The 26,735-nt window shown below is 71.5% G+C and carries 29 protein-coding genes and 2 tRNA genes; 13 read left to right on the forward strand and 18 right to left on the reverse strand.

Going from position 1 to position 26,735, the window contains the following annotated elements; genetic code table 11:
* Positions 1 to 60: 60 nt before the first annotated feature.
* A complete protein-coding gene (locus FHX46_RS21415) occupies positions 61 to 945 on the reverse strand; it encodes an NAD(P)/FAD-dependent oxidoreductase (protein ID WP_208400226.1) in 885 nt (294 codons plus the stop codon).
* Between the two features lie 78 nt (positions 946 to 1,023).
* Between FHX46_RS21415 and FHX46_RS21420 the strand changes: the two genes are divergently transcribed.
* The 3 genes from FHX46_RS21420 (at position 1,024) to FHX46_RS21430 (ending at position 3,021) form a co-directional block, all read left to right on the forward strand.
* Positions 1,024 to 1,602: a helix-turn-helix domain-containing protein gene (locus FHX46_RS21420; protein WP_167118012.1), complete on the forward strand. Its 579-nt coding sequence runs from the start codon at positions 1,024 to 1,026 to the stop codon at positions 1,600 to 1,602.
* 245 nt (positions 1,603 to 1,847) lie between these two features.
* Positions 1,848 to 2,567: a PP2C family protein-serine/threonine phosphatase gene (locus FHX46_RS21425; protein WP_167118016.1), complete on the forward strand. Its 720-nt coding sequence runs from the start codon at positions 1,848 to 1,850 to the stop codon at positions 2,565 to 2,567.
* Positions 2,568 to 2,580: 13 nt separating this feature from the next.
* Entirely contained in the window at positions 2,581 to 3,021 is a 441-nt protein-coding gene (locus tag FHX46_RS21430) for a type III secretion system chaperone family protein (RefSeq protein WP_167118018.1), read from the forward strand.
* 5 nt (positions 3,022 to 3,026) lie between these two features.
* Here the strand turns inward: FHX46_RS21430 and FHX46_RS21435 are convergent, their stop codons facing one another.
* The 4 genes from FHX46_RS21435 to FHX46_RS21450 are packed head-to-tail and all read right to left on the reverse strand — an operon-like array spanning position 3,027 to position 7,567.
* Positions 3,027 to 4,433 carry a GH1 family beta-glucosidase gene (locus tag FHX46_RS21435; RefSeq protein WP_167121603.1) on the reverse strand — a complete coding sequence of 469 codons (1,407 nt, stop codon included), beginning with the start codon at positions 4,431 to 4,433 and terminating at the stop codon, positions 3,027 to 3,029.
* Positions 4,434 to 4,435: 2 nt separating this feature from the next.
* Positions 4,436 to 5,278 (reverse strand): carbohydrate ABC transporter permease, encoded by an 843-nt coding sequence (locus FHX46_RS21440; RefSeq protein ID WP_167118020.1) that lies wholly within the window; start codon positions 5,276 to 5,278, stop codon positions 4,436 to 4,438.
* A complete protein-coding gene (locus FHX46_RS21445; protein ID WP_167118023.1) occupies positions 5,275 to 6,255 on the reverse strand; it encodes a carbohydrate ABC transporter permease in 981 nt (326 codons plus the stop codon). Before FHX46_RS21445 ends, FHX46_RS21440 begins: the two co-directional genes overlap by 4 nt.
* Before the next feature lie 19 nt (positions 6,256 to 6,274).
* Entirely contained in the window at positions 6,275 to 7,567 is a 1,293-nt protein-coding gene (locus FHX46_RS21450) for an ABC transporter substrate-binding protein (protein ID WP_167118025.1), read from the reverse strand.
* Between the two features lie 178 nt (positions 7,568 to 7,745).
* Here FHX46_RS21450 and FHX46_RS21455 point away from each other — a divergent pair, with 178 nt between their 5' ends.
* On the forward strand, positions 7,746 to 8,741 hold the full coding sequence (locus FHX46_RS21455) for a LacI family DNA-binding transcriptional regulator (RefSeq protein WP_167121604.1): 996 nt from the start codon (positions 7,746 to 7,748) through the stop codon (positions 8,739 to 8,741).
* 37 nt (positions 8,742 to 8,778) lie between these two features.
* Here FHX46_RS21455 and FHX46_RS21460 read toward each other — a convergent pair whose 3' ends face one another.
* Together FHX46_RS21460 and FHX46_RS21465 are read right to left on the reverse strand one after the other, a co-directional pair.
* Positions 8,779 to 10,167: an aldehyde dehydrogenase family protein gene (locus FHX46_RS21460; RefSeq protein WP_167118027.1), complete on the reverse strand. Its 1,389-nt coding sequence runs from the start codon at positions 10,165 to 10,167 to the stop codon at positions 8,779 to 8,781.
* 56 nt (positions 10,168 to 10,223) lie between these two features.
* Positions 10,224 to 10,757 carry a DUF1360 domain-containing protein gene (locus FHX46_RS21465; protein WP_167118028.1) on the reverse strand — a complete coding sequence of 178 codons (534 nt, stop codon included), beginning with the start codon at positions 10,755 to 10,757 and terminating at the stop codon, positions 10,224 to 10,226.
* Between the two features lie 86 nt (positions 10,758 to 10,843).
* On the opposite strand from FHX46_RS21465, the gene FHX46_RS21470 reads away from it, so the two are divergent.
* A complete protein-coding gene (locus tag FHX46_RS21470; protein ID WP_167118030.1) occupies positions 10,844 to 11,302 on the forward strand; it encodes a GNAT family N-acetyltransferase in 459 nt (152 codons plus the stop codon).
* Between the two features lie 5 nt (positions 11,303 to 11,307).
* On the opposite strand, the gene FHX46_RS21475 is transcribed toward FHX46_RS21470, so the two are convergent.
* Entirely contained in the window at positions 11,308 to 12,408 is a 1,101-nt protein-coding gene (locus tag FHX46_RS21475; RefSeq protein ID WP_167118032.1) for a serine/threonine-protein kinase, read from the reverse strand.
* 78 nt (positions 12,409 to 12,486) lie between these two features.
* Here FHX46_RS21475 and FHX46_RS21480 point away from each other — a divergent pair, with 78 nt between their 5' ends.
* Positions 12,487 to 13,446, forward strand: a complete 960-nt coding sequence (locus FHX46_RS21480) for a DNA polymerase domain-containing protein (protein ID WP_167118036.1) — start codon at positions 12,487 to 12,489, stop codon at positions 13,444 to 13,446.
* A gap of 59 nt (positions 13,447 to 13,505) precedes the next feature.
* Here the strand turns inward: FHX46_RS21480 and FHX46_RS21485 are convergent.
* Positions 13,506 to 13,576 (reverse strand) — tRNA-Gly (locus FHX46_RS21485).
* 82 nt (positions 13,577 to 13,658) lie between these two features.
* On the opposite strand from FHX46_RS21485, the gene FHX46_RS21490 reads away from it, so the two are divergent.
* Positions 13,659 to 13,735: transfer RNA gene (locus FHX46_RS21490), tRNA-Pro, on the forward strand.
* 88 nt (positions 13,736 to 13,823) lie between these two features.
* Complete coding sequence (locus tag FHX46_RS21495; RefSeq protein ID WP_167118039.1) at positions 13,824 to 14,366, forward strand: AAA family ATPase; 543 nt, start codon at positions 13,824 to 13,826, stop codon at positions 14,364 to 14,366.
* A gap of 3 nt (positions 14,367 to 14,369) precedes the next feature.
* On the opposite strand, the gene FHX46_RS21500 is transcribed toward FHX46_RS21495, so the two are convergent.
* Genes FHX46_RS21500 through FHX46_RS21510 form a run of 3 tightly spaced genes read right to left on the reverse strand, consistent with a single transcriptional unit; the run spans position 14,370 to position 16,468 of the window.
* Positions 14,370 to 14,816, reverse strand: a complete 447-nt coding sequence (locus FHX46_RS21500; protein ID WP_167118042.1) for a nuclear transport factor 2 family protein — start codon at positions 14,814 to 14,816, stop codon at positions 14,370 to 14,372.
* 14 nt (positions 14,817 to 14,830) lie between these two features.
* Positions 14,831 to 15,700, reverse strand: coding sequence for an LLM class F420-dependent oxidoreductase (locus FHX46_RS21505; protein ID WP_167118045.1), 870 nt, complete (start codon positions 15,698 to 15,700; stop codon positions 14,831 to 14,833).
* 21 nt (positions 15,701 to 15,721) lie between these two features.
* Positions 15,722 to 16,468, reverse strand: a complete 747-nt coding sequence (locus FHX46_RS21510) for a dienelactone hydrolase family protein (protein ID WP_167118048.1) — start codon at positions 16,466 to 16,468, stop codon at positions 15,722 to 15,724.
* Positions 16,469 to 16,627: 159 nt separating this feature from the next.
* Between FHX46_RS21510 and FHX46_RS21515 the strand changes: the two genes are divergently transcribed.
* Entirely contained in the window at positions 16,628 to 17,452 is an 825-nt protein-coding gene (locus FHX46_RS21515) for a hypothetical protein (RefSeq protein ID WP_167118052.1), read from the forward strand.
* A gap of 45 nt (positions 17,453 to 17,497) precedes the next feature.
* Here FHX46_RS21515 and FHX46_RS21520 read toward each other — a convergent pair whose 3' ends face one another.
* Entirely contained in the window at positions 17,498 to 18,307 is an 810-nt protein-coding gene (locus FHX46_RS21520) for an Fpg/Nei family DNA glycosylase (RefSeq protein WP_167118055.1), read from the reverse strand.
* Entirely contained in the window at positions 18,307 to 18,777 is a 471-nt protein-coding gene (locus FHX46_RS21525; protein ID WP_313886214.1) for a ribose-5-phosphate isomerase, read from the reverse strand. The genes FHX46_RS21520 and FHX46_RS21525 overlap by 1 nt, the downstream gene beginning before the upstream one ends.
* 203 nt (positions 18,778 to 18,980) lie before the next feature.
* On the opposite strand from FHX46_RS21525, the gene FHX46_RS21530 reads away from it, so the two are divergent.
* Positions 18,981 to 19,667, forward strand: coding sequence for an MBL fold metallo-hydrolase (locus FHX46_RS21530; RefSeq protein WP_167118061.1), 687 nt, complete (start codon positions 18,981 to 18,983; stop codon positions 19,665 to 19,667).
* Here the strand turns inward: FHX46_RS21530 and FHX46_RS21535 are convergent.
* Complete coding sequence (locus tag FHX46_RS21535) at positions 19,654 to 20,262, reverse strand: mycothiol-dependent nitroreductase Rv2466c family protein (RefSeq protein ID WP_167098322.1); 609 nt, start codon at positions 20,260 to 20,262, stop codon at positions 19,654 to 19,656. The two genes, FHX46_RS21530 and FHX46_RS21535, sit on opposite strands and share 14 nt — an antisense overlap.
* A gap of 137 nt (positions 20,263 to 20,399) precedes the next feature.
* Here FHX46_RS21535 and pepN point away from each other — a divergent pair, with 137 nt between their 5' ends.
* The gene (gene pepN, locus FHX46_RS21540; protein WP_167118064.1) at positions 20,400 to 22,964 is read left to right on the forward strand and encodes an aminopeptidase N; all 2,565 of its coding nucleotides are present in this window, start codon (positions 20,400 to 20,402) and stop codon (positions 22,962 to 22,964) included.
* Positions 22,965 to 23,088: 124 nt separating this feature from the next.
* Here pepN and FHX46_RS21545 read toward each other — a convergent pair whose 3' ends face one another.
* From FHX46_RS21545 to FHX46_RS21560, 3 genes are all read right to left on the reverse strand, one after another.
* Positions 23,089 to 23,568, reverse strand: coding sequence for a DUF5130 family protein (locus tag FHX46_RS21545; RefSeq protein WP_167118067.1), 480 nt, complete (start codon positions 23,566 to 23,568; stop codon positions 23,089 to 23,091).
* The gene (gene ctaJ, locus FHX46_RS21550; RefSeq protein WP_167118070.1) at positions 23,555 to 23,824 is read right to left on the reverse strand and encodes an aa3-type cytochrome oxidase subunit CtaJ; all 270 of its coding nucleotides are present in this window, start codon (positions 23,822 to 23,824) and stop codon (positions 23,555 to 23,557) included. The genes FHX46_RS21545 and ctaJ overlap by 14 nt, the downstream gene beginning before the upstream one ends.
* A gap of 658 nt (positions 23,825 to 24,482) precedes the next feature.
* Positions 24,483 to 24,980, reverse strand: a complete 498-nt coding sequence (locus FHX46_RS21560; RefSeq protein WP_167121605.1) for an HNH endonuclease — start codon at positions 24,978 to 24,980, stop codon at positions 24,483 to 24,485.
* Positions 24,981 to 25,353: 373 nt separating this feature from the next.
* Here FHX46_RS21560 and FHX46_RS21565 point away from each other — a divergent pair, with 373 nt between their 5' ends.
* Both FHX46_RS21565 and FHX46_RS21570 read left to right on the forward strand, forming a co-directional pair.
* Positions 25,354 to 26,313, forward strand: a complete 960-nt coding sequence (locus FHX46_RS21565; RefSeq protein ID WP_167118076.1) for a mechanosensitive ion channel family protein — start codon at positions 25,354 to 25,356, stop codon at positions 26,311 to 26,313.
* A gap of 13 nt (positions 26,314 to 26,326) precedes the next feature.
* Complete coding sequence (locus FHX46_RS21570; protein ID WP_167118079.1) at positions 26,327 to 26,710, forward strand: globin; 384 nt, start codon at positions 26,327 to 26,329, stop codon at positions 26,708 to 26,710.
* Positions 26,711 to 26,735 lie beyond the last annotated feature (25 nt).

Below are 26,735 nucleotides of genomic sequence, written 5' to 3' on the forward strand. Positions count from 1 at the left end.
CCGCGTGCTGGTGCGCGGGCTGGAACGTGGGCCCGGGCGGGCAGCCCGTGCCGCCGGCCCTCAGTTGCCGGCTCCGGCCAGCTCGCGCTCCAGCAGCCACGCGCACAGGCCGATCCCGGCGGTGCAGCCCGCACCCGCCGCGGCAACGACCTGGGCGCGCGGGCTGACGACGTTCCCGGCCGCCCAGAGCCCGGGGACGGACGTGGCCCCGCGGGCGTCGACGGCGACGAGCCCGGTACCCGGGTCGCGGGTGGCGCCCAGTGCGGTCAGGATCGCGTCCCGCGGCACCGGGGTGGGCGCCACGAAGATCGCGTCGCACGGGATGGTTTCGCCGTTGTCGAGTTCGACGTCCCCGGTGGCGCGCGTGACGCGGGCGTCGATCACGCGCACGCCGTACGCGGTGAGCCGCTGCCGCTCGGCATCGCTGAGCTCGGCGCCGCACAGCGTCACCGAGGGGCTCTGACGGCGCAGCAACGCGGCGAGGTGGGCGTTGCCGATCACCACGATGGCCTGGTCGCGCACCTCGTAGCCGTGGCAGTGCGGGCAGTGGTGCACATCGCGCGCCCACCGCTGCGCCAGTCCCGGAATCTCCGGCAGCTCGTCGGTCAGCCCGGTGGCGACCAGCACCGACCGGGCACGCAGCACCCGGCCGTCGCCGAGGCGGAGCTCGAACGTGCCGTCCGCGGCCCGGTGCGCTCCCGCCACCGGGGCGTGCTCGAGGATGCCGCCGTAGCGGGTGAACTCCTCCTGCCCGGTCGCGAGGAACTCCTTGGGCGCCATGCCGTCCCGCGTGAGGTACCCGTGCATGTGCGCGGCCGGCCCGTTGCGCGGCTCGCCCGAGTCCACCAGGAGGGTGGCGAACCGCGCCCGGGCGAGCGCCACGCCCGCCGACAGGCCGGCGGCTCCACCACCCACGATCACGCTGTCCCACAGTGTTGTCTCCATACCCGCACCATCCGCGCGGCGGCACGGTTATGACAAACAATCTTGCCGAAACCGGGACGGATTGCTTTCCTGTGTGGTGTGGACGCAGAACCGACGGTGGGTGCCGTGCTCGAGCAGATCGGCCCCCGGCTGCGGCGCGCACGGGAACGGAAGAGCGTCAGCCTGGCCGACCTGGCGCGCCGCACCGGCATTTCGACCAGCACGTTGTCGCGGCTGGAATCGGGTCAGCGGAAACCGGGCCTGGAACTGCTGCTGCCGATCACGGCCGCGCTGGGCATCCCGCTCGACGAGATCGTGGCCGCGCCGCGCATCGTCGACCCCCGCGTACCGCAGGAGCCGACGCGGAAGGACGGGCGGGTGGTGGTCCCGCTGTCCCGGCACCAGGGCGAGCCGCGTGCGTACAAGCTGATCATCCCCGCGCACGACGAGGAACCACACCTGCGGACCCACGCCGGGTACGAGTGGGTCTACGTGCTGCGCGGGCGGCTGCGCGTCCGGCTCGGCGAGCACGACTTCGTGATGGGCGCGGGTGAGGCCGCCGAGTTCGACTGCCAGATCCCGCACTGGTTCGGCGCGGCGGGCCGCGGCGCGGTCGAGGTGCTCAGCCTGTTCGGCAAACAGGGTGAACGCATCCATCTCCGCACCGCGCGCCCCTGAGCCGGCGCACCTCCGGGCGGCGCGGGCGAAAGTCCGATGCGGACCGTGTCAGCCCGGGCCGGAGCCGTGCGCAGCGACCGCACAACGCCGCCGGCTGTCCGGCGAGCACCGTGCGCAGTGCCAGGGTGTACGGCCTCACCGCCCAGGGGTCGTAGGGGCATTCACAGGCGGGCATCACGGCTGTCTCAGGCCGCCCACAGGCGCGGCGCGGACAGTGGAAGCAGGACAGCAGGAAGGAGGCCGCCATGCACCGCCTCGCCACCGGCCCCCGGTGGGGCGCCGCCACCGCCCGCGGACCCCGCTCGGTGAACGCCGACGCCACTGCCGCGTACACCGACCCCACCACCGGCGAGGTCGTGTTCGCGCTGGCCGACGGCGTCGGCGACGAGAGAACAGCGGCCCGGGCCGCCCGCATCGCCGCGGCGGCCGCTGTCCGGGTGCCCGCGTCGCAGGGGCCCGCTGCCGCGCTGGCGGCCGCGCAACGGGCGGTCCGGACCGAGCCGGGTGGTGACTGCGCGCTGGTGGTCGCGATGCCGGCCGACGGTGGTTACCGGCTCGGCTGGGTCGGGGACGTGCGGGCCTACGCCTGGGACGGCGACTCGCTGCGGCAGCTCACCCGGGACCACACGCTGGCGCAGTACTTCCGCGAGCGCGGCCAGGTGCCCACCCCCAGGATGGAGCACCTGGTCACCACCACCGTGCGGACGGCACGCCCGGCCGAGTTCGGTGCCGCGGAGGCGCCCGTCCCCGCCGGCCTGCTGCTGACCAGCGACGGCGTGCACAAGACCCTGACCCGCGCCGCGATGGCCGAGCTGCTGCGCCTGCCGTCGAACGGTGCGCACGACCTCGTGACCGCCGCGCTGGCCGCGGGAGGCCGGGACAACGCGACCGCCCTGATGGCCGATTTGGCGCCGCGCCTGCCCGGGGCGGCGACCACCAAGCTGCCCACGGTCACCCCGGCCTGACAGAATCTGCGGAATGACCACGGAGATCGTCGTCCCCGATCAGGCCCTCGTCGAGAAGCTGCTGAACAACCTGGAGCTGGAGTACGTCCTCGACGAAGACGGTGATCTCGGCGTCCCGTTCGAGCACTTCCGGATGTACTTCATGCTCCGCGGTCCGGACGAGGGACATTCGTTCGCCGTCCGCACCTTCTACGACCGCCGCCACGCGATCGAGGCCAAGCCGCACCTGCTGGAACTCGTCGACGACTGGAACCGCCGGAGTCTGTGGCCGAAGGTCTACAGCTACACCGGCGACGACGGCGCGGTCACGCTGGTCGGTGAGGCGGTGATGCTGATCGGCGCCGGCGTCACCCTCGAGCACTTCGCCACCAGCACCGCGACCTGGATCCGCGCGTCCGTCGCGTTCGACGGGTGGCTCGTCGAACAGCACCGCCTGCTGGCCGACGAGACGTAGCACCGTCACCCCCGCACCGGCGGCACCGCGTTGTCCCGGATCACCTGCGCGTAGAAGTGCGCGCTCCGCTTCGGGGTGCGGACCTGCGTGCGGTAGTCGACGTGCACCAGCCCGAACCGTTTCGAGTAGCCCTCGGCCCATTCGAAGTTGTCCAGCAGCGACCAGTACGAGAACCCGCGCAGGTCCACGCCCTGCGCGAGCGCTGCGTGCGCGGCACGCAGGTGGGCGGCCAGGAACTCGACCCGGTCGGTGTCGTCGATCCACCCGTCCGGCCGCACCGCATCGTCGTATGCCGCGCCGTTCTCCGTGACGTACAACGGAACCGCCGGGTACTCCCGGTGCACCCGCACGAGCGTCTCGGTCAGCCCGTCCGGCTGCACGGACCATCCCGAGTGGGTCACCGAGGCCGCGGCGTCGGGCACGAACCCGACGCCGTCCGCGCCGACCCACTCCAGCCCGCCCGGCTCCACCCCCGGCCGCAGCGAGGCGGTGACCTCGTAGCCGCGGTAGTAGTTGATGCCCATCTGGTCGATGGGCGCACCGATCAGCGCCAGGTCGCCGTCGCGGACGTGGGAGCCCAGGCCGAACGGCTCCAGGTCCGCCAGCAGGTCGTCCGGGTACCGCCCGCGCAGCACCGGGTCCAGGAACAGCCGGTTCTGCAGCCCGTCCACGCGGCGCGCGGCGTCGGTGTCCGCGGCCGAGCCGGAAGCCGCCCGCACCGGGTACAGGTTCAGGGTGATCCCGGCCTGGACGTCCGCGGCGCGCCGGATCTCGGCCAGCCCGAGGCCGTGCGCGAGCAGCAGGTGGTGCGCCGCCGCGACCGCCGCCCGCGGTTCCCGCCGTCCGGGCGCGTGCAGACCACGGGCGTACCCGAGAAAGGCCGAGCACCACGGTTCGTTCAGCGTCGACCAGAACGGCACCCGGTCGCCGAGCCGGTCGGCGGCGGTGGCCGCGAACTCGGCGAACCGGTACGCGGTGTCCCGCGACGCCCAGCCGCCGCGCTCCTCCAGCGCCTGCGGCAGGTCGAAGTGGTACAGCGTCGCCCACGGGGTGATTCCCCGCTCCAGCAACGAATCCACCAGCCGCTCGTAGAAGTCCAGCCCCTCCGGGTTCGGTGCGCCCCCGTCCGGCCGGACCCGGGACCAGGCCAGCGAGAACCGGTACACCCCGACGCCCAGCTCGGCCATCAGCGCCACGTCCTCGGGGAACCGGTGGTAGTGGTCGGCCGCCGGTTCCCCGGTGTCGCCTCCCGCCACCGCGCCCGGACGGCGGCAGAACGCGTCCCAGATCGACTCGGTGCGACCGTCCACAGTGGTCGCGCCCTCGATCTGGAAGGCCGCCGTGCTGACTCCCCACGCGAACCCGGGCGGGAACTCCAGCCCCGCGGTGACCTCTTCGCCCACAACCGACATGCTCACCCTTTCACCGCGCCCTGCATGATCCCGGCCACGATCTGGCGGCCGAGCAGCAGGAAGACGATCAGAACCGGAATGGTCGCCAGCGTGGTCCCGGCCAGCACCAGCGAATAGTCGACGTAGTGGCCGCTCTGCAGCTTCTCCAGCGCCACCTGCACGGTGGGGTTGCCGGCGTCGAGCACGATCAGCGGCCACAGGAAGTCGTTCCACGACATCATGAACGTGAACATCGCGAGCACCGCGGCTGCCGGGCGGATCGCGGGCAGGCAGACGTGCACGAAGGTGCCGAACACGCTGCACCCGTCCACCCGCGCCGCCTCGATCAGCTCGTAGGGCACGGCGTCCACTATGTACTGGCGCATCCAGAACACGCCGAACGCGGTGACGAGGTTCGGCACGATCACCGCCTGCACGTGCCCGGCCCAGCCCAGCTCGGACATCATGATGAACAGCGGGATCACGCCGAGCTGCGTGGGCACCGCGAGCGTGACGACGATGAACGCGAACAACCCGTTCGAGCCGCGGAAACGCATCTTGGCGAAGGCGAACCCGGCCAGTGCCGAGAACAGCACCGTCGTCACCGTGACCGTGCCGGAGACGATGACGCTGTTGCCCAGCGCTCTCCAGAACGGCACCGAGTCGAACACCCGGCCGGCGTTGGACCAGAAGTTCCCGCCCGGCAGCACCGGCGGCAGGTGGTCGGACAGCATCCCGGTGTCGCGGCTGGCCACCAGGAACGACCAGTAGAACGGGAACAGCGAGCCGAGGACGAACGCGACCAGCGTGGCGTAGACGAAGAAGCGCGAGCTGCCGCGGCGCGAGCGCAGTCCCAGTGCGGTCATCGTTTCGGTCCCGTCGTCGTGGCGAGCCGCCGGGTGATCAGGAAGTTGACCAGCGCGATGAGCACGATCAGCAGGAACAGCAGCCACGCGATCGCCGACGCGTACCCGAGGTCGAAGCCCTCGAACGCGGACTGGTACAGGTACAGCGTCAGCGTCTGGAACTGGTGCTGCGAACCGCCGTTGTTCGACCCCGGCATCGCGTCGAACAGCTTGGGCTCGGTGAAGATCTGCAGCCCGCCGATCGTCGAGGTGACCACCACGAAGATCAACGTGGGCCGCAGCATGGGCAGGGTGATCGAGAAGAACCGGCGGACCGCGCCCGCGCCGTCGACCACCGCCGCCTCGTACACGTCCCGCGGCAGCGCCTGCATCGCCGCGAGCACGATCAGGGCGTTGTAACCGGTCCAGCGCCAGTTCACCATCGTGGCGATGGCCAGGTGGCTGGCGAACCGGTTGGCCTGCCACTCCACCCGGTCCAGCCCCACCGCCTCCAGCATCGCGTTCACCAGCCCGTAGCGGGGGCCGAACAGGTTGGCGAAGATGATGCCGAGCGCGACCAGGCTGGCCGAGTACGGCAGCAGGATCCCGACCCGCCAGCCGGCCGGGAACCGCAGGCGCAGCGACAGCAGTGCCGCCAGCAGGACCGCGATGATCACCTGCGGCACGCTGGAGAGCAGGAATATCGAGATCGTGTTGCCGACGGCGTTCCAGAACTGCGGGTCGCCGAGCAGGGCCGTGAAGTTCGCCAGCCCGATGAACTTCGGGTCGTCGTCGCCGACCTCCCAGTCGAACAACGACACGTAGCCGGTGTAGAGCAGGGGGAACAGGCCGGTGAGGCCGAACACCACGAAGAACGGTGCGATGTAGAGGTACGGCGAGAACTTCACGTCCCAGCGCGACAACCGGTGCCGCAGCGACGGTTTCGCCGGTTCCCGCGGCGAATCCTGCCGCGGGAGCTGTTCGGCCACGGTGGTCATCGGCCCGCTCCCCCTCGGCTCACTTCACGATCTTCTTGGCGCCGTCGACCACCTGCTGCCACGCCTGGTCCGGCGGCGTCCCCTGCTCGACCGCCTGCAACGCCGGGCTGGTGACGTTCTCCTGGATCTGACCGTCCCCGGGGCCCTTGTACTGCGCCCGCGTCACCTTCCTGGCCTGATCGGCGTAGAGCTGGCCGACCTTGGCGTCGCCGAAGTAGGGCTCGGTCTGCTGCAGCAGTTGCGGTGAGGTCAGCGCCTGCACCTGGCTGGGGAAGTTGCCGCGTGCCTGGAACGCCTTGAGTTGCTGCTCCGGCGCGGTAAGCCACGCCGCCAGCTCCGCCGCCTCCTTCGGGTGCTTGCTCTGCTTGGGCACGGTCAGGTACGAACCGCCCCAGTTGCCGCCGCCGTTGGGGAAGGCGTCGGTGACCGCCCACTTGCCGGCGTTGCCCGGTCCGGCGTTCTCCTCGACCACCCCGAGCATCCACGATGGACAGACGGTGGTGGCGAAGGTGCCCTGCTGGAAACCGGTTTTCCACTCGTTGCCGAACGCGATGAGCTTCGCGGACTGCCCGTGCCGGATGGCGCCGGTGATGCGGTCCCAGGCCGCCTTGATGCCCGGGTTGGTCTCGATGGTCAGCTTGTCGGAGCGGTCGAGGTATCCCGTGTCGAGCTGGTTGACCATGGAGTTGTACAGCTGCGAGGACGCGTCGAACCACGCCTTGCCGCCGGTGCGCGCCACGTACTCATCGCCCGCGGCGAAGTAGGAGTCCCAGCTGGCGAACAGCGTCTTGACGCCCTCGGGGTCCGACGGCAGCCCGGCTGCCTGCAGCAGGTCCGTGCGGTAGCACAGGGCGAGCGGGCCGATGTCGGTGCCGTAGCCGATGAGCCGGCCGTCGCGGTCCTTGCCGGCCTCGTACTTCCAGGTCAGCCACCGGTCCGGGGTCGCGTCCGCGGGCCCGATCGCGGTGAGGTCGTTGAACTTGGACGACTTGTCGATGATGTCGGAGAAGTGGCCCTCCTCGACCGCGACCACGTCCTCCAGCCCGTTGCCCGCGGCCAGCTTGGTGATCAGGTTCTGGTGGTAGGGCCCGCCCTCGCCGGTCTTGTGGTGGGTGATCTTGATGCCGGGGTGGAGGCGTTCGTACTCCGGGATCAGGTTCTCGTAGCCGAACTCGGTGAAGGTGCCGATGGACAGCTCGATCGGGCCGTTGCCGGCGGACCCGGCGGTCCCGCCGCCACCGCAGGCGGCCAGGCTCGCGCCCAGCACCGCGAGTCCGATCGCGAGGCTCACGCCCTTGTGAAGGTGTCGCACGTCGATTCCCTTGCTCGTGGGGTTCGAGGGAGAAGGATTTTGGGAGCGCTCCCAGAACGAGCTTGAGTGTGTCCCCAGTCACGAGCCGTGTCAAGGTGCGCTATTCTTGGAAGCGCTCCCAGGCTTGGCGGAAGGTGACCCGGTGACCGCACACGGCAACCACGACGGCCGTCCGACGCTGGAGGACGTGGCCGCCTTCGCCGGGGTGTCCCGATCCACGGCCTCGCGGGTGCTCAACGACGACCCGAACGTCAGCGCCCGCGCGCGCGAGGCGGTGCGTGCGGCGGTCCGCGACCTGGGCTACTCGCCGAACCAGGCGGCGCGGTCACTGGTGACGCGCCGCACCGGCGCGGTGGCGGTGGTGCTGTCGGAGCCGGAAGAGGCCCTGCTCGGCGACCCGTACCGGACGGCGGTCATGCGCGCCGGGTACCGCGAACTGGCCGCGTCGGGCATCCAGATGGTGCTGATGTTCTGCGACGGGCGCGACGACCTGACGCGGACGTTGCGGTTCCTGGAGGGCGGCCACGTGGACGGCGCGCTGGTGTTCGCCCCGCACCAGTCGGACCCGCTCCCCCGCGCGCTGCGGTTGCTGCGGCTGCCGGTGGTGTTCGGCGGTCCCGCCGGCGGAGTGGCGCGCGGGGTGCACGTGATCGACTTCGACAACGAGTCCGGCGCCCGGCTGGCGGTGGAGCACCTGGTGAGCCTGGGCCGCCGCCGGATCGCGACGGTCGCCGGGCCGCAGGACCAGACCGCGGCGGTGCACCGGCTGGCCGGCTGGCGCCGGACGCTCGCCGACGCCGGCCTGGACACGACCGGCCTGGCCGAGGAGGCGGACTTCACGCTCGACGGCGGCCGGGAGGCGATGGACCGGCTGCTGGCCCGGCAGCCCGGCCTCGACGCGGTGTTCGTGGCGAGCGACGTGATGGCGGCCGGGGTGCTGCGGTCGCTGAGCGCAGCCGGGCGGCGCGTTCCCGCGGACGTGGCCGTGGTGGGGTTCGACGACCACCCGGCGCTGGCCGCGGCGATGAACCCGCCGCTGACCACGGTCCACCAGGACCCGGCAGCCCAGGTGCGCCGCATGGTGGCGACGCTGACGGCACTGCTGGCCGGGGAGACGCTGCGGCCGCGCCGCCAGGTGCTCCCGGTGTCGCTGACCCGCCGCGAGTCGGCGTAGGCGCGCGGGGAGCGCGACGGCTCCCCGCGCGCCGGGTTCATCCGCCGGCCAGTCCGATGTGGACGACCTTCGTCACGGTCATCTCGTCCAGCAGTTCCGGTCCGTACCCGAAACCCTCACCGCTGGCATTGCGCGGATGGGCCGCTCCGGCGGGCGCGCCACCGAAGACGTCGTTCACCTTCACCGTCCCGACCGGCAGCTCGCGCCACGCGCGCTGGGCGTGCGCCATCGAATTCGTCAGCACGGTCGCGGTCAGGCCGTACCGGTCGTCGGCCGCCTCCGCCAGCGCCTCGTCGAAGTCGCCGACCACCTGCACCGGCGCGACCGGCCCGAACGTCTCCTCCGTCATCACCCGCATCGACCGGGTGCACCCGGCCAGCACCGTTGCCGGGTAGTACGCGCCCGGTCCGTCCGGCAGCGTGCCGCCGGCCAGCACCTGCGCGCCCCGCTCGACGGCATCGCGGACCTGGTCGTGCACGTGCGCGCGCTGACGCTCGTCCACCAGCGGGCCCATCGGGACCTCGGTGGGCCGCTTGCGGGCCTCCTCGGCCAGGGCATCCAGGAACTCGCGCGCGAGGTCGCGGTGCACGTAGATCCGCTCCACGGACACGCAGATCTGCCCGGCGTTGGCGAACGCACCCACCGCGGCCTGCGACGCCGCCAACCGCGGATCGACGTCGGCGTCCACGATCAACGCGTCGTTCCCGCCGTTCTCCAGCAGCACCTTCGCCCCGGTCCGCGCCGCCGCGGCGGCCACCGACCGCCCGGTCGCGGTGCTGCCCACGTGCGCGATCACATCCACGCCGTCGCACTCCGCGAGCCACGCACCCACGGAACCGTCGCCGTCCAGGCACTGCAAGACGTCCAGCGGCAGGTGACGGGCGATCAGCTCGCTGAGCATCCGCCCGACGTGCGGGCACCGCTCGCTCGGCTTGTGCACGACGACGTTCCCGGTCGCCAGCGCCGCACCCAGCAGCCCGCAGGCGACCGCGACCGGATCGTTCCACGGGGTCAGCGCCACCACCACGCCGCGGGGTCCGGGGACCATCAGGTCCGTCGCGTCCCAGCCCCCCTGCAAGCTGCGCCCTCGGTGCGCCGGTCCGAGCTCCGCGTACTGCTCCAGCGTGCCGGCACCGGCGAGCACCCCACCGCGCGCGTCGTCCGGCAGTTTGCCGGTCTCCCGCGTGTTCATCTCCGCCAGCTCGTCCGCTCGCTCGCGCAGCTCCTTCGCCGCGGCCTTGAGCGCCTCCGCGCGCTCGCCCGCCGGCGTGCGCGCCCACACCGCGAACGCCGCACGCGCGGCGCGCACCGCACCGGCGACCTCCTGCTCGGTGGCGGCGGTGACACGTCCCACCAGCTCGCCACTGGCCGGGTCGTGCACCTCGAGGGTGCCCGGGACGTCCTCACGGGTCATCAGCTCAGTCATCGCACCTCCTGTCCGCGGTGCGAGTACCCCTGCTGCTCCGCTGCGACACCCGGGACTCAGCCCTCCGCGATCTGCTGCGCCTTCGCGTACGCCAGCTGCAGGAAGTCGGCACCGGTCAGGGCGGACAGCGCGGCCGTGACCAGCCGGGTGAGCCGGGGCGCGAAGACGTGGCCGATCGTGAACGCGGTCACCACCCACATGTCCAGGCAGAACGGGCAGGTGAGCAGTTCACCGATGCTGTGCCGGAGCCCGGAGGGCTTGCGCACTTCTTCCATCACCTCGGCCGGACCGCCGGTGTCAGCGTATCGGGTGAACGGGGCGCGCAGTGGGCTGGTGACGGCGTCCTTGCTGAGGGTGCGGGCCAGCTTGTGGGTAGCCATCGCGGTCAGGACGATATCGGAAACACGCAGGTCCCGCGGGAGTCTCCGGCCGGTGACGGCCGCCGCGACCGCCGCCGCCGCAACGAGCGAGGTGTAGACGAGCATGACGACCAGGTAGCCGCCCAGCGGACGATCGTTGGACCCGCGGTAGGTGTCCGCCTCGGCACGGCCCGCGGCGGCGAGGTCCCGGATTCCGGCGTGCTGCGCCATACGCTCTCCTGATGCTCGGCTGTTCGTGCGAGCACCGGGTACCCCCCGAGGTCCACGGGCAACCGCCAGGCCGCGAAGGAGGAGAAATGCCGCACCACAAGTACCTCTTCCGCCGCGCGACGCCCGATGACGCCGCCGCGATCCGCGAGCTGGTCCACGCCGCCTACGCCAAGTGGGTGGACCTGATCCGGCGGGAACCCCTCCCGATGCAGGCCGACTACCGGCAGGCCGTGACCGCCCACCAGATCGACCTGCTCTACGACGACGACGAACTGGTCGCGTTGATCGAAATGATCCCCGCGGTGGACCACCTGCTGATCGAGAACGTGGCGGTGCGGCCGTCGGCTCAGGGTGCGGGCTACGGGCGGCTGCTGATGCGGCACGCCGACCTGGTGGCGCAGACGATGGGCCTGCCCGGCGTGCAGCTCTACACCAACGCCCTGTTCACCGAGAACATCCGCTTCTACCGGCGGCTGGGCTACCGGGTGGACCGCGAGGAGCCGTTCCACGACGGGGCTCTGGTGCACATGAGCAAGGCGGTGTGAGCCGCTCACCTGCCCTTGTGCGGCTTCTTGTGCTGCCCCTTGGCCTTGCCGTTTCCGTTGCCGTTGCCCGGGTTGCCCTTGACGTGGGAGTCCTGCGGCGCCACGGGCGCCGCCTCGGTGCGCGCCGGGGCGGTGTCCACGACCGGCGCCGGGGCGTCGCTCGTCATCGGCGGAGCGACCACCGGCGCGGCCACGGCCGGGGCCGGGGCGGAGGCCGGGGCTTCGGCGGTGGCGCCGCCGAGGAGGACCAGCGAGCACGCGGCCGCGGCGGCCGTCGACGCGAACCCGGCCGCCACCCGCAGGCGCCGCCGGGGCCGGGTACGGGGCAGCGGGCGCGTCACCCCGCTCAGCACGGCCGCGACCTCGTGCGCCGGCGGTCGCGCCTGCGGATCCCGGTCTCCCATCCTGCGCAGCAGATCCGCGACGTGCGCGGGCAGCCCGTCCGGCACGACCGGTGGCCGCAGCAGCCGCGCCACCGCCGATTCGGTCAGCGATCCCGGGTACTCGCGCCGCCCGGACAGGCATTCGAGCAGGACCAGCGCGAGTGAGTACACGTCCGCAGCAGGACCGACCTGGTCACCGCGGACCTGCTCGGGCGCCATGTACGCGGCGGTACCCACCACCGTTCCGGTCGTGGTGAAGCGTGTGCTGTCGTGGCCCTGCGCGATGCCGAAGTCGCCGAGCACCGCGCCGTCCGGGGAGAGCAGCACGTTGGCGGGCTTGACGTCCCGGTGCGTGATGCCCGCCCGGTGCACGTAGGCCAGCGCGTCCGCCAGGCGCGCCCCCAGCTCGATCGTCTCGTCCACGGTGAGGGGTCCCTCGGCGATCCGTTCCGCGAGGGTCGGGCCGTCGACGAGCCGCATCACGAAGAACGGGCGCCCGTCCCGCACGCCGGAGTCGTACAACGGCACCAGAGCGGGGTGCCGCAGCCGGTCCAGGATGCGGAACTCCTGCGCCTGCCGCCGCTGCTGCGTGCGGGTGGCGCCGGCGGGGAAGATCTTGATCGCGACCTCGCGTCCGGCCACGCTGTCCCAGGCGCGGTGCACATCGGCACTGCCTCCGCCACCGATCCGCTCCTCCAGCCGGTACCGCTCGCCCGTCTCCACATCGGAGCGCTACCCCGGCGCGGGTTCCGGCAAACCCAGGAGTGGCCCCAGCGCTGCGCTTCCGCGAGAGTGGTTTCCATGAGCAGCACTGAGGTGCGCGACGGGGTGTCGTTGACCAACCTCGACCAGTCACTGTTCGCCGATGCGGGTGCCACGAAACGCGACCTGGTCGACTACCTGGACGCGGTCGCCGACCGGATCCTCCCGGCGCTGCGGGACCGGCCGCTGTCGGTGATCCGGCTGCTGCGCGGGCAGGACGCGTTCATGCAGAAGAACCTGCCGAAGTACACGCCGGAGTGGGTGCCGCGGGTTGGCCTGTGGGCGGAGAGTTCGCACCGGCAGGTCACCTACGGGTTGTGCAACGACCGCCGCACACTGCTGTGGTTCGCCAACCAGCGGGCGATCGAGTACCACCCGACGCTGGCCGTCGCGGGGCAGCTGGACCGGCCCACGCACCTGGTCCTGGACCTCGACCCGCCCGAGGGTTCGGCGGCGTTCGGCCTGGCCGTGCGTGCGGCGTTGCTGGTCCGCCAGGCGCTGGCCGACTGCGGTCTGGCGGGTGCGGTGAAGACCAGCGGCGCGAAAGGGGTGCACGTCGTGGTACCGGTGCGCGGTGCGGACGCGGAGCAGGCCGCGGCGTCGACCCGGGCGCTGGCGGCGCGGGCCGAGAAGCTGGACCCGGACCTGGCGACGACGGCGTTCATCCGGGAGGACCGCGGCGGGAAGGTGTTCCTCGACTCGACGCGCGCCGGCGGGGCGACGGTCGTCGCGGTGTACAGCCCGCGGGTGCGGCCGGGCCTGCCGGTGTCGTTCCCGGTGCCGTGGAGCGACCTGACGAACGTCACCCCGGCCGATTTCGTGCTGCGCGAGGCGTTGCGGCTGCTGGACGGGCAGGACCCGTGGGCCGCGTCGCTGCCCGCGCCGCAGGAGCTGCCCGCGGACCTGATCGAGCACGGCCGCACGATTCCGATCGCGCGCGTCCAGGCCATGCACGAGGGCAAACGGAGAGCCCGGGCACGCCGCGAGCACGGCGGCTGAGGCCGGTGCGCGGGCAGCCCGATCATCGGGTGCCAGACACCCGGGCCGGTGCGCAAGAGAGCGGGCGACGGGAATCGAACCCGCACCACCAGTTTGGAAGACTGGGGCTCTACCATTGAGCTACGCCCGCATGCACCCGCATCGCACGGGCGCGTCTGCGAGTCTAGCGGCTCGCGCTAGAGTGATCGCACCGCCCCGGCCTCTGGGGCGACCGGGATGTGGCGCAGCTTGGTAGCGCATCCGCTTTGGGAGCGGAGGGTCGCAGGTTCAAATCCTGTCATCCCGACCAGTTCGCACCGCCGGTGCGGGTCGAAGCGGCTTGTGCCCCGCGTGTCGGGGCCCGCCCGGCACCGCGCAGCGTTGGTACGGTCGGTGACGTGCCGGCGTTGATCCTGCTCAACGGCCCGCCCGCGTGCGGCAAGTCGACGCTCGCCCGGCGGTACGCCACCGATCATCCGCTGGCGCTGAACCTGGACATCGACCTGGTGCGGAGCCTGATCGGGCGGTGGCGCGATGATCCGCACACCGCAGGCCGGCTCGCGCGCGAAATCGCTCTCGCCGCCGCGCGTGCGCACCTGGCGTCCGGGCACGACGTGGTGATCCCGCAGTTCCTCGGCCGCCCGCCGTTCATCGAACAACTCGAGTCGCTCGCGCGCGAGGTGGGCGCCACCTTCCACGAGGTGGTGCTGCTCGACAGCAAGGAGAACACGGTGCGGCGCTTCGCCGACCGCGCCCGTGCCGCGGCCGATCCGCTGCACGTCGAAGCCCAGGAGATGATCGGGCGCGGATTCGACGACGTGCCGGCGATGTACGACCGGCTGATGGCGGTGATACCGGCGCGGCCCGGGGCACGGATCGTGCACGTCGAAGACGGCCACGTGGAGCGGACCTACCAAGCCCTGCTGCGCCACCTCGCCTGACGGCTACCCGCCCACTTGCCGCGCCGTTGCCATGGCGCGGTCGGTCTCCCAGAACGCGCGCATCGACATCACCAGCCCATCGGCGTTCACCCGGTACACGAACACGCCGTCGGCGTCGACGCGGTACCCGCCGGGCAGGTACGTCGTGATCGTGCCGACGTTCGCCACCTCGTCGCCCGCCGCGAACGAATCCTTGATCACGAACTCGAACCGCTCGACCTTCGCGATCGCCAGGTCCCAGAACGCCGAGATCCCCGCGTGCCCGTGGTGCCCGCGGCCCTCCTCGTCGAACATCGACGGCCCCACCGGGTCCTCGACCACCGCGTCTTCGGCGAACAGCGCCAGCCACTCGTCCTTCGCGCCGCGGCAGGTCGCGTTCATCGATCGCCACGACGCGGCCCGTGCCGGGGGCTGCTCCGCCGCGACGTCCCAGCAGACCGAAACACCCATGATCGCGAACCCCCTCAGAACCGGGAAATGATCTCGTCGGCGAACCTGCGGATGGCGTCCTTCTTCGGCCCGACCGGATCGCCGAACCCGATGCCCTCGAACACCCACGGCTGCGTGACGATGTCGGTGACCCCGATCTCGCCCTGCTCGCGGTAGCCGTCCAGCCCGAACCTGTCGATGCACACCGCCTGGATCTCGAACGGCTCCCGCTCCCGCCCGTACTCCGCGCGCAACTCCGACAGCCGCGCGATCGTGGTGCGCAGGTCGTCGAACTTCATCATCGCCGAGGACCAGCCGTCGCCCGCGCGCGCCGCACGTTTCAACGCCACCTCGGTGTGGCCGCCGATGTAGAACGGGACGCGTTTCGACGGCGCTGGGCTCATCTGCAGCTTGTCGAAGTCGAAGAACTTCCCGTGGTATTCGACCATCCCGCCGCCGAGGATGAGCCGCAGCACCTCGATCGCCTCGTCCACCCGCTTGCCCCGGTTCGCGTACGGCGCACCGCACCATTCGAACTCCTCGGGTGACCAGCCGACACCCAGCCCGAGCCCGAACCGGTCACCGGACAGCACCGCGACCGACCCGACCTGCCGCGCGAGCAGCACCGGGTTGCGGGACCCGAGCTTGAGCACCGAGGTGTAGAACTCGATCCGCTCGGTCACCGCGGCCATCGTCGCGACCGCGACGAGCGGGTCCGCCCACGGCGTGTCCGCAGTCCAGAACCGGCTGCCGTCCGGGGTGTAGGGGTACTCCGCGGACACGTGTTCGGAGTAGAACAACGAGTCCGGCAGCGCGATCGCGGAGAAGCCGCATTCCTCCGCGGTGCGCGCGAGCTCGGTGAACTGGTCGAGGGGGTTCATCGCGACCGAGAGCGTGAACTTCATCCCCCGAGACTATAACGTGTTCTAGTTTTCGTCGAGTTCCGCGGACCGCTCCGTGACGGGCAGGCACTCGGCGAGCACGCCCACGACGTCACGCCAGGCTCGCTGCGCGTGCCGCGGGTGGTAGCCGACGCCGGGAACCACCGGCTGGTCGACGGGCGGGTGGTGGAAGGCGTGCAGGGCACCGCCGTAGACGACCAGACGCCAGTCGACGCCCGCGTCCTGCATTTCGGCGGCGAACGCCTCGCGCTGCGCGGGTGCCATGATCGGGTCTTCCGAGCCGACCCCGGCCCACACCGGGCAGCGGATGCGCGCCGCCTCACCCGGCCGCCCCGTGGTTGTCGCGTTGACCGTCGCGATCGCCCGCAGGTCGACGCCGTCGCGCCCGAGTTCCAGCCCGATGGCGCCGCCGGTGCCGTAGCCGATGGCGGCGACCCGGCCGGGGTCGGTGCGCGGTTCGGCGCTCAGCACCTTCAGCGCCGCATGACCGATGTCGCGCATCCGCTCCGGGTCGGCGAGCAGCGGCATGCACCGGGCCAGCATCTCCTCCGGGTCGGCCAGGTAGCGCCCGCCGTGGATGTCGAAGGCGAGTGCCACGTATCCCAGCTCGGCGAGCGCGTCGGCGTGGCGGCGCTCGACGTCGCTGAGCCCCGGCCCCTCCGGCCCGACCAGGACCGCGGGCCTGCGACCGGTACCAGCCGGAAGCGCGAGGTGCCCGATCATCGTCAGGCCGTCGGCCGGGTACTCGACCGTGCGCGTGGCAATCGTCATGAGTCCCGACGGTACTGATCATCGAGCGCGCCCGGGCCGGTGTTCACTGCCGGCGGAACCGCGGTGACCGGCCCCGAACGAGTGGCCGTGCGGCCCGGGAACCATTGCGGCGGCGTCCGCGTTGTCCGGTTCAAGACACCGAACTACCTGGAGTGAGCCATGGGCACCGCGATCACCGTGATCGTGCTCCTCGTCCTCGTCGTCGGCGGCATCGCCTACTTCGCCAAGGGCCAGGCCAAGACGCGGCAGCGTCAGCTCGACGACGCCAAGGCCGACGCCCGGCGTCTCGTGGAGCGCCTGGGCGGCCAGGTGCTCAACCTCGTGGGGTCGAACGAGCCGGCGAAGCAGGCGCTGGCGGACGCGTCCGAGCGGTACAACGCGGCGGGCTCACAGCTGGAGCAGGCGCAGACGGCCGAGCAGGCCAAGCTGGTCAAGGAGACCGCGCTGGAGGGCCTCTACTACGTGCGCGCGGCGCGTGAGGCGATGGGCATGGACCCGGGACCCAAGCTGCCCGAGGAGGTCGAGCGCGAGCGCGCCGGCAAGGTCACCGAGGAACGCAGCGTCGACGTCGAGGGGCGCCGCCTGCACGCCTCGCCCCAGCCGGGTGACGAGACGCCGTACTACTACCCGGGCGGACGCGTGGCCGGCCGTCCGGTGCCACAGGGGTGGTACAGCGAGCCGTGGTGGAAGCCGGCGCTCGTCGCGGGCGCCTGGGGGCTGGGCTCGGCGCTGCTGTTCAGCGCGATGTTCAGCGGCATGTCGGGTATCGCGAGCGCTGCGGCCTGGGAGTCCGGTTACGACGCCGGCCAGGAGGACGCGATGGCCGACGCGGGCGGCGACTTCGGCGACGGCGGTGACCCGGGTGACCCGGGCTCCGACGGCGGCGGGGACTTCGCCGGGTATGACGGCGGCGGCTTCGACGGCGGCGGGGACTTCGGCGGGTTCGACGGCGGCGGGGACTTCGGCGGCGGCTTCGACATCTGACGCATCAGCGAACAGCGGGCCAGGCACCACGTCCGGCCCGCTGCGTCACGCCGCCTGGCAGACCGGGCACCAGTAGAGGTTCCGTCCGGCCAGCTCGCTGTGGGCGATCGGCGTGCCGCACACCAGGCAGGGCTGTCCGGTGCGCCGGTAGACGTAGACCTCACCGCCGTGCCGGTCCTGCCGCGGTGCACGGCCAGTGACCTCGGGCAGGTGCTCGTCGTCGACGGTGTCGATGCGGCCGATCCGCACGCCCTTGCGCATCAGCGCGACGAGATCCGCCCACATCTCCTTCCACTGCACGGAATCCACCGCACGGCCGGGCACCATCGGGTTGATCCGGTGCCGGAACAAGACCTCCGCGCGGTACACGTTGCCCACCCCGGAGATCACCGACTGGTTCATCAGCAGCGCGGCGATCGACGTGCGGGACGCGGAGATCCGTTGCCACGCCTCGTCCGGGCGGGCGTCGCGGCGCAGCGGGTCGGGCCCGAGCCGCGCCGTGATGGCGTCCACCTCACCCGGGGTCAGCAGTTCGCAGCGGGTGGGGCCGCGCAGGTCCGTCCAATGTGTCCGGCCGGAGAACCGCAGCCGGACCTGTCCGACCGGCGGCGTTTCCGGCAGCTCCGCCTCGGTGAACGTGCCGTACAGTCCCAAGTGGACGTGCACGGACCCGATCGCGCCGAAGTCGTGGAACAGGTGCTTGCCGTACGCCTCGGCGCGGAGCATGACCTGACCGTCCAGAAGGGCCGCTTCGCGCGCGAAGCGGCCCTGCGGACTCGATACGCCGACCGGTGCGCCCGCGTAGCGCCGCTGGTGCAGGCGGGCGAGCCGGTGGAGGGTGTGCCCTTCGGGCATCAGTGGGGCAGCGGCGGCGGGGTGCCGGTGCGCTCGTAGTCGAGCATCTGCTGGATCCGGCGGACGTGCCGCTCGTCCTCGGACGGCGGGGTCGACAGGAACGCGTCGACGATCGCGGTGGCCTCGTCGACGGTGTGCATGCGGGCGCCGATGCCGATGAGCTGCGCGTGGTTGTGCTGGCGGGCCAGCTCGGCGATCTCCGGCTTCCAGGCCAGCGCCGCCCGGGCGCCCGCCACCTTGTTCGCGGCGATCTGCTCACCGTTGCCCGAACCGCCGATGACGATGCCCAGGCTGCCCTCGTCGGCCACCACGCGGCGGGCGGTCTCGATGCAGAAGGCCGGGTAGTCGTCGGCGGCGTCGTAGACGGCCGGGCCGATGTCGGTGACCTCGTGGCCCTGGCCCTTCAAGTACTCGACCAAGTGGTTCTTCAGCTCGAAACCGGCGTGGTCTGATCCCAAGTAGACGCGCACGGGTTGGAGTCTCGCATCCGGGCCGGACCCCGGCATGCCGGGGGTGTGGACACCTTCGCCCGAGCCGGGCACGAGCTGAGGCGGGAGTGGGGCCGTGGCACGGACGGGCGGCACTGCGAGAATGCTCGGCGGGCCGCGAACTGATCGCCCACCGCCACGTGCGCGACGGCCCCGGTACTCGTCGGCGATCTGCTGGAGGCGGCATGACCTGGCTCGAACTCGCCGACGGGGTGCACGCCCGCCGCTACGAGCACCTCGACCAGACGCTCGGCCTGGTCGTCGGCGACGAGCGGTGCCTGGTGATCGACACCGGGGGCGACGAGGTGCAGGGCGCGGAATTCGCGGCGGAGGTCCGGCGGATCACTCCCCTGCCGTGGACCGTCGTGATCACCCACGCCCACTTCGACCACCACTTCGGCACCGCGGCCTTCCTGCCCTGCCCGATCTGGGCGCACGAGCGTTGCCGGGACGCCCTGGCGCGCGAAGGTGAGGCCGACCGGGAGGCGTGGACACGCCGCTTCCACGACGAAGGCCAGCCGGAACGCGCCGCACGGCTGGCCGTCGCGCGCCTGGTCCTGCCGGACCACCTGCTCACCGATCGTGCCGAACTCGACCTCGGTGGCCGGACGGTCGAGCTGGTCCACCCCGGCCCGGCGCACACCAACCACGACGTTGCCGTGCACGTGCCGGATGCCGGGGTGCTCTTCGCCGGTGACCTCGTCGAGCAGGGCGCGCCGCCCTCGATCGGGCCGGACGCCCATCCGCGGAGCTGGCCCGCCGCGCTGGACCTCCTGCTCGCCCTGGGCCCCGGCACGGTCGTGCCGGGGCACGGGGACCCGGTGGGACGCGAGTTCGTCGCGGCCCAGCGGGACGAACTCAGTCGAAGTTGAGCTCGCCGCTGCGGGTGCGCTTGAGCTCGTAGAAGTCGGAGTAACCGGCCAGCAGGCGGGCGCCGTCGAACACCTTGACGGCGTCCTCGCCGCGCGGGATCGAGCTCAGCACCGGGCCGAAGAACGCCACCCCGTCGATGTGGATGGTCGGGGTGCCGACGTCCATGCCGACCGGGTCCATGCCCTCGTGGTGGCTCTTCTTCAGGGCCTCGTCGTACTCGGTCGACCCGGCCGCCGCGGCCAGGTCGGCGGACGCGCCAACAGCCTCCAGCGCCTGCTTGGTGACCGACGGGATGTCCTTGTCGCCCTGCTTGTGGTAACGCGTGCCGAACTCGGTGTAGAAGTCCCGCAGGATCGCCTCGCCCTTCTCCTGGGCGAGCGCGGTCGCCACGCGCACCGGACCCCACGCCTTCTCCAGCAGCTCCCGGTAGTCCGCCGGCAGGTCGCGGCCCTCGTTGAGGACGGCGAGGCTCATCACGCGGAAGTTGAGATCGAGGTCGCGCTGCTTCTCGACCTCGAGGATCCAGCGCGAGCTGATCCAGGCGAACGGGCACACCGGGTCGAAGTAGAAGTCCACGCGCGTGCGCTCGGTCATCGATGTTCTCCCTGTGGGAAGTGGGGCTGGCTCTCCACCGGCCCAACACCGAGCGCACGGCGCTTGTTCCCCTGCGCGGGCATGATTGGATAGCGGGATCACCGAGAATGACAACCGCGAGCGTTTCCGAGGTGCCTGTGCCCGCCCCTAATCTGACCCGTGACCAAGCCAAAGAGCGTGCCGAGCTGCTCGAGGTCGAGTCCTACGACATCGCCCTCGACCTCACGGACGGTAACGGCGGCCCGGGCGAGAGAAGCTTCGAGTCGAAGACCACGATCCGGTTCGCCGCCACGAGACCGGGCGCGAGCACGTTCGTCGACATCGTGGCCGGTTCCGTCCGCTCGGCCACGCTGAACGGCCAGGCGCTCGACGTCTCCGGCTACGTCGAGGACGACGGGATCACGCTGCCCGGCCTCGCCGAGACCAACGAGCTGGTCGTCGAGGCCGACTGCCGCTACATGAACACCGGCGAGGGCCTGCACCGGTTCGTCGACCCGGTCGACGACGCGGTCTACCTGTACACGCAGTTCGAGACGGCCGACGCCAAGCGCATGTTCGCCTGCTTCGACCAGCCCGACCTCAAGGCCACCTACCGGCTGACGGTCACCGCACCGAGTGACTGGAAGGTGGTGTCCAACGCGCCGGTGGAGAGCACCGAGAAGACCGCCGAGGGCGCCACTCGGACGGTGTTCGCGGTGTCCGAGCGCATCTCCACCTACCTGGTCGCGCTGATCGCCGGCCCGTACGCGGAATGGCACGACCAGTACACCGACGAGCACGGCACCATCCCGCTGGGCATCTACTGCCGCGCCTCGCTCGCCGAGCACATGGACGCCGAGCGGCTGTTCACCGAAACCAAGCAGGGTTTCGGTTTCTACCACGAGGCGTTCGCCACGCCGTACCCGTTCCGCAAGTACGACCAGCTGTTCGTGCCGGAGTTCAACGCGGGCGCGATGGAGAACGCGGGCGCGGTGACGTTCCTGGAGGACTACGTCTTCCGCAGCCGCGTCACCCGCTACGCCTACGAGCGGCGTGCCGAGACGCTGCTGCACGAGATGGCGCACATGTGGTTCGGTGACCTGGTCACCATGCGCTGGTGGGACGACCTGTGGCTGAACGAGTCGTTCGCGACGTTCGCGAGCGTGCTGGCGCAGGCCGAGGCCACCGAGTACGAGCACGCCTGGACCAGCTTCGCCAACATCGAGAAGTCCTGGGCCTACCGGCAGGACCAGCTGCCCTCGACGCACCCGATCGCGGCCGACATCGTGGACCTGCAGGCGGTCGAGGTGAACTTCGACGGCATCACCTACGCCAAGGGCGCCAGCGTGCTCAAGCAGCTGGTCGCCTACGTCGGGCTGGAGCACTTCATGGCCGGGCTGCGGGTGTACTTCGGCAAGCACGCGTGGGGCAATGCCACGCTGGCCGACCTGCTCAGCGCGCTGGAGGAGGCGTCCGGCCGCGACCTGTCCGGCTGGAGCGCGCAGTGGCTGGAGACCACCGGCCTGAACTCGCTGCGGCCGAAGTTCGACACCGACGACGAGGGCCGGTTCACGTCCTTCGCCGTGCTGCAGACCGGGGCCAAACCGGGTGCGGGTGAGCTGCGCACCCACCGCATCGCGGTCGGCGTGTACGACGACGAGGGCGGCAAGCTGGTCCGCAAGCAGCGGGTGGAACTGGACGTCGAGGGCGAGCGCACCGAGGTGCCGGAGCTGATCGGCCGGCCGGCGGGCAAGCTGGTGCTGGTCAACGACGACGACCTGACCTACTGCACGATGCGCCTGGACACCGGTTCGCTCACCACGCTGGTGGACCGGATCGCCGACATCACCGAGCCGCTGCCGCGCACCCTGTGCTGGTCGGCGGCGTGGGAGATGACCCGCGAGGCCGAGCTGAAGGCGCGCGACTTCGTGCAGATCGTGCTGCACGGCATCCACGCGGAGACCGAGGTCGGTGTCGTGCAGCGGCTGCTGCTGCAGGCGCAGACCGCGTTGAACTCCTACGCGCAGCCGTCGTGGGCGGCGGCGCAGGGCTGGCCGCAGTTCACCAGCACGGTGCTGGAGCTGGCCCGGGGCGCCGAGCCGGGCTCGGACCACCAGCTGGCGTTCGTCAACTCGCTCACCGGTTCGGTCCTCGACGAGGCGACGCTCGACGTGCTGGCCGGCTGGCTGGACGGGTCGAACCCGCTGGAGGGCCTGGTCGTGGACGCGGACCTGCGCTGGCGGTTGCTGAACGCGCTGGTGGCGCACGGCCGGGCGGGCGACGCGGAGATCGACGCGGAGCTGGCGCGCGACGACACGGCGACGGGCCGCCGCCACGCCGAGCACGCCCGCGCCCTGCGGCCCACCGCCGAGGCGAAGGCGGACGCCTGGCAGCGCGCGGTCTACGACGACGACCTGCCGAACGCGATGAGCAACGCCATCATCGGTGGCTTCTCGCACCCCGGGCAGAAGGGCCTGCTCACCGGCTACGTGAGCACCTACTTCGGCGCGATCGACGAGGTCTGGTCCCGCCGGTCGAGCGAGCGGGCGCAGCCCACGGTGGTCGGCCTGTTCCCGGCCTGGGCGGTCGAGCACTCGACGGTCGAGGCGGCCGACGAGTGGCTGGCCGGCGAGCACCCCGCTGCCCTCCGGCGGCTCGTTTCCGAGGGCCGGGCCGGCATCGTGCGTGCCCTGGCCGCGCGGGAGTTCGACGAGGCCCAGTAGGAAATGGCCCGGTAGGAAAGACCCAGTACGAAGACGGGGGCGCCGGCAACACAGCCGGCGCCCCCGGCGCAGTAGCAGAGGGGCGGCCGCGCACGCGACCGCCCCTCTGCTACTGCTTCTGCTCCTACCGCCGGGATCCGGCCTGGTCGGCCAGCATGCGCAGGCCGGAGACCAGACCGCCGATGAGGTCGCCCTCCTTGAAGGACGCGACCATGCTCATCACGGCCAGCTTCGCGCCGCGGTCCGGGAGGCGCCGCACCGCCTCGGAACCGGTCACGATCTCCACGACCCGCTCGCCCGGCGACACCGCGATCAGCACCGCGTCCGCGGAGCTGGGCTGGATCGTCGAGTGCAGCTCCTCGGCGCGGGCGCGGCTCTCGGCGCCCAGCTCGCCCAGGTAGACGCTGAAGTCGATCCCGGTCTCGCGGCTCGCGAGCGTCAGGGCCTCGTCGAGACGGGCCAGCTGAACGGTGGTGAATGGGCTGGATGGAGCAGCGGGCTCGTACATCCGCGCCACCGAGCGGCGGCCGGTCGCCGTAATGGCGACCCCGACCTCCTGCTCCTCGTCCGATCCTCGCTGTCGGGTCAGCTCACCAGCTGCCACGGGCTCCTCCTGCCGCCGTCACGCTCACGTTCCCGCTCGCGTCCTTGTCCTCCACCGGTGCGCCGGAGTGCGTGTCGTGCACCGTCCCGATACCGTCCGGGTTGCCGCTCCACCACATCGGCGGGTGCTCCCAGGCCTGCCCGGGCCGGTAGCGCGGTGTGCCGGTCAGCTTCGACCGCAGGGTGAGCAGGGCGATCACCCCGTAGATCGCGGCCGGGATCAGCGCGAAGATCAGGATCGTCTCTCCGATGTTCACGTCAGCAGGGTAGCCCGGCCGGCCCGGACACGCCGCAGCCGGTCACGACCGCTCGTCGCCTCCGGGACGCCGTCCGCCGAGCGTCGTGCCGGCGTTGGCGCGATGGGCTGAACAGCGGTCCAACGAAAGGTTGCAACTCCACGTACAGCCGGCGGTACCCGGCGCCATTGCCTTGTTCGCCGCGACAGTTCCTCGTAGCTTTTTCACCTGTACGGGCCTTGCGCCCCGCTCCCCTTCCCCATGAGTAACCGCACAGGTCCCGGGAGGACACATCATGAATCTGCTCCGTACCCTCGCTCAGACCAACGACGAGCACGCTCAGTCACTGATCGACGCGTTCAGCGCCTGCACCACCCGGGGCACGCGTGTGACCCGTGGCACGCGCGTCACCGCCGGTACGCGAGTCACCCGTGGAACCAGGGTCACGCGTGGCACCCGGGTGACCGCCGGCACCCGCGTCACGCGAGGGACGAGAGTCACCCGGGGCACGCGCGTCACCGCGGGTACCCGAGTGACCCGCGGCACCCGGGTCACCAGGGGTACGCGCGTCACCAGCGGTACGCGCGTCACCGCCGCCTGACGGCCCGGACCACCACCGAGACGCACCACGTCGGAACGCCCCGGCTCACGACAGCCGGGGCACCGGGGTGTCCCGGAATCAGGCGGCGACACCCAGGTAGGGCTGCCACAACGGATCCGCGTCGCCCGAGTGCACCAGCAGCCGCCAGTGCGGGCCGCGCGGCGCGGTCGGCACGACCCGGAGCCGCCAGCCCAGCTCCTCCAGGAGCCGGTCGGCCTTGCGGTGATTGCACTTCGCGCAGCACGCGACGCAGTTCTGCCAGCTGTGCGGGCCGCCCCGGCTGCGGGGCAGCACGTGGTCGATCGTCTCGGCCCGGGCGCCGCAGTAGGCGCACTTGTAGCGGTCCCGGTGCATGAGCCCGGCCCGCGTCAGCGGCACCTGCGCCCGGTAGGGCACCCGCACGTACGTCGACAACCGGATCACCGACGGCACGGGCAGCGACAACGTCGCCGCGTGCAGCGTCAGCCCGGCCGGATCGCCGTGCACGACCTCCGCCTTCCCGCACATGACCAGCACCACGGCCCGCCGCAGCGGGAGCGCGGTCAGCGGTTCGAACGTGGCGTTGAGCAGCAGCACGCGCCGCCGGCCCATGGCGAACGCCCCGGGGGTGCCGGAACCGGCCGGATCCCGCCCTCTACGCTGACCCGAGGGTCGGCTCACGCGGCCGCCTCGGGGGGGTGGCCCACTGGGCTGAGGTCCGCCGCCGGGCGGCCCCTGACCCTGATGAGCGCACAGGGCTACCTCCGGCGCCTGCCCGCCCACCGTCTGGTCGGGGGCGCCGAGGGGGATCGGTTGTCGGTCTGGCACTCGACCACCTCCACCGGTGCAGCCATAGTCGACCACAGATCACACCCGATGCGCACCTGTGTTAGAAGACGTGTCCTGTGAAATTCGTTCGACGTCCGCGTGACGACGGGCGGAAACGGCCAGAAAGGGATCCCCGAACCCCGTGACGCCGCTGCTCGACCAAGCACCCGAGTGCATCAACCAGACCGGTACCTGGTGCTATCAAGTGTTCCAGATCACCCACAACGAGTGGCTGGCGGCCTCCGCCAACTGGCTGATCGCCAAGCCGCTGACGATCATCCTGATTCTCCTGGTCGCCCTCCTCATCCGCTTCGCGCTGCACAAGCTGATCGACCGGATCACCACGATGCCGCGGAGCAACGGCGGCAAACTGCCCACGATCCTGCGCCCCCTGCGCGAACGGGCCCCCGACATCCTCGGCCCGGTCGTGGCCGAACGGCGCCGCCAGCGCGCCAAGACGATCGGGTCGGTGCTGAAGTCGCTGACCTCGTTCGTGGTGCTCGGTCTCGCAGCCATCTACATCCTCGGCGAGCTGGGCATCAACCTCGGCCCGCTGCTCGCCTCGGCCGGTGTGGTCGGTATCGCACTGGCCTTCGGCGCGCAGAACCTGGTCAAGGACTTCCTGTCCGGCATGTTCATGATGCTGGAGGACCAGTACGGCGTCGGCGACGTCGTGGACATCGGGCCGGCCACCGGCACGGTGGAGTCGGTCGGCCTGCGCATCACCACGATCCGGGACGTCAAGGGCACCGTGTGGTACGTGCGCAACGGCGAGGTCACCCGGGTCGGCAACTCCAGCCAGGGCTACGCGATCGCCCTGGTCGACGTGCCGCTGAGCTACAGCGCCGATGTGGAACGCGCCACAGCCGTGCTGACCGAGGCCGCCCGCGCGGCCGCCGCCACCGAGTCACTGGCGGTCGACCTGCTCGAGGAGCCGGAGGTGCTCGGCGTGGAGAAGGTGACGCCGGAGACCATCGAACTCCGGCTGACGGTCAAGGTGCGGCCGGGCCGCCAGTGGGCCGTCCAGCGCCAGTTGCGCGCGGCGTGCCTCACGGCGCTGGAGGAATCCGGCGTCCTGTCCGCCACGGCCACGGCACAATGAGGGGGTGACCGGTATGAGCGAGCCCCAGTCCTTCTACGACGCCGTCGGTGGCGAACCGACGTTCCGCAAGATCGTCGCCCGGTTCTACGCCGAGGTGGCGAAGGACGAGGTGCTGCGGCCGATGTACCCGGAGGAGGACCTGGGGCCGGCCGAGGACCGGTTGCGGCTGTTCCTGATGCAGTACTGGGGCGGCCCGCACACCTACTCCGACCAGCGCGGACATCCCCGCCTGCGGATGCGGCACGCGCCGTTCAAGATCGGTCCGATCGAACGGGACGCGTGGTTGCGCGCGATGCGCGTCGCCGTCGACGAGGCGGCTCTGCCGGAACCGCTGGAGACCCAGCTGTGGAACTACCTCGAGATGGCCGCGCACAGCATGATGAACTCCTGGGTCTGACCGGCTCCCGTGCCCGTCCGGGACG

This window comes from Amycolatopsis viridis, assembly GCF_011758765.1.
GTDB classification, from domain to species: domain Bacteria; phylum Actinomycetota; class Actinomycetes; order Mycobacteriales; family Pseudonocardiaceae; genus Amycolatopsis_E; species Amycolatopsis_E viridis.

Coding starts and splice junctions, on each gene's coding strand:
- FHX46_RS21445 (WP_167118023.1), bottom strand. CDS start 6,255: ATGACCACCGTGGCCGAACAGCTCCCGCGGCAGGATTCGCCGCGGGAA.
- FHX46_RS21520 (WP_167118055.1), bottom strand. CDS start 18,307: ATGCCCGAAGGGCACACCCTCCACCGGCTCGCCCGCCTGCACCAGCGG.
- FHX46_RS21440 (WP_167118020.1), bottom strand. CDS start 5,278: ATGACCGCACTGGGACTGCGCTCGCGCCGCGGCAGCTCGCGCTTCTTC.
- FHX46_RS21500 (WP_167118042.1), bottom strand. CDS start 14,816: ATGGGTGTTTCGGTCTGCTGGGACGTCGCGGCGGAGCAGCCCCCGGCA.
- FHX46_RS21530 (WP_167118061.1), top strand. CDS start 18,981: ATGACCTGGCTCGAACTCGCCGACGGGGTGCACGCCCGCCGCTACGAG.
- FHX46_RS21470 (WP_167118030.1), top strand. CDS start 10,844: ATGCCGCACCACAAGTACCTCTTCCGCCGCGCGACGCCCGATGACGCC.
- FHX46_RS21435 (WP_167121603.1), bottom strand. CDS start 4,433: ATGTCGGTTGTGGGCGAAGAGGTCACCGCGGGGCTGGAGTTCCCGCCC.
- FHX46_RS21480 (WP_167118036.1), top strand. CDS start 12,487: ATGAGCAGCACTGAGGTGCGCGACGGGGTGTCGTTGACCAACCTCGAC.
- FHX46_RS21415 (WP_208400226.1), bottom strand. CDS start 945: ATGGAGACAACACTGTGGGACAGCGTGATCGTGGGTGGTGGAGCCGCC.
- FHX46_RS21460 (WP_167118027.1), bottom strand. CDS start 10,167: ATGACTGAGCTGATGACCCGTGAGGACGTCCCGGGCACCCTCGAGGTG.
- FHX46_RS21425 (WP_167118016.1), top strand. CDS start 1,848: ATGCACCGCCTCGCCACCGGCCCCCGGTGGGGCGCCGCCACCGCCCGC.
- FHX46_RS21510 (WP_167118048.1), bottom strand. CDS start 16,468: ATGACGATTGCCACGCGCACGGTCGAGTACCCGGCCGACGGCCTGACG.
- FHX46_RS21430 (WP_167118018.1), top strand. CDS start 2,581: ATGACCACGGAGATCGTCGTCCCCGATCAGGCCCTCGTCGAGAAGCTG.
- FHX46_RS21570 (WP_167118079.1), top strand. CDS start 26,327: ATGAGCGAGCCCCAGTCCTTCTACGACGCCGTCGGTGGCGAACCGACG.
- FHX46_RS21465 (WP_167118028.1), bottom strand. CDS start 10,757: ATGGCGCAGCACGCCGGAATCCGGGACCTCGCCGCCGCGGGCCGTGCC.
- FHX46_RS21505 (WP_167118045.1), bottom strand. CDS start 15,700: ATGAAGTTCACGCTCTCGGTCGCGATGAACCCCCTCGACCAGTTCACC.
- FHX46_RS21535 (WP_167098322.1), bottom strand. CDS start 20,262: ATGACCGAGCGCACGCGCGTGGACTTCTACTTCGACCCGGTGTGCCCG.
- FHX46_RS21515 (WP_167118052.1), top strand. CDS start 16,628: ATGGGCACCGCGATCACCGTGATCGTGCTCCTCGTCCTCGTCGTCGGC.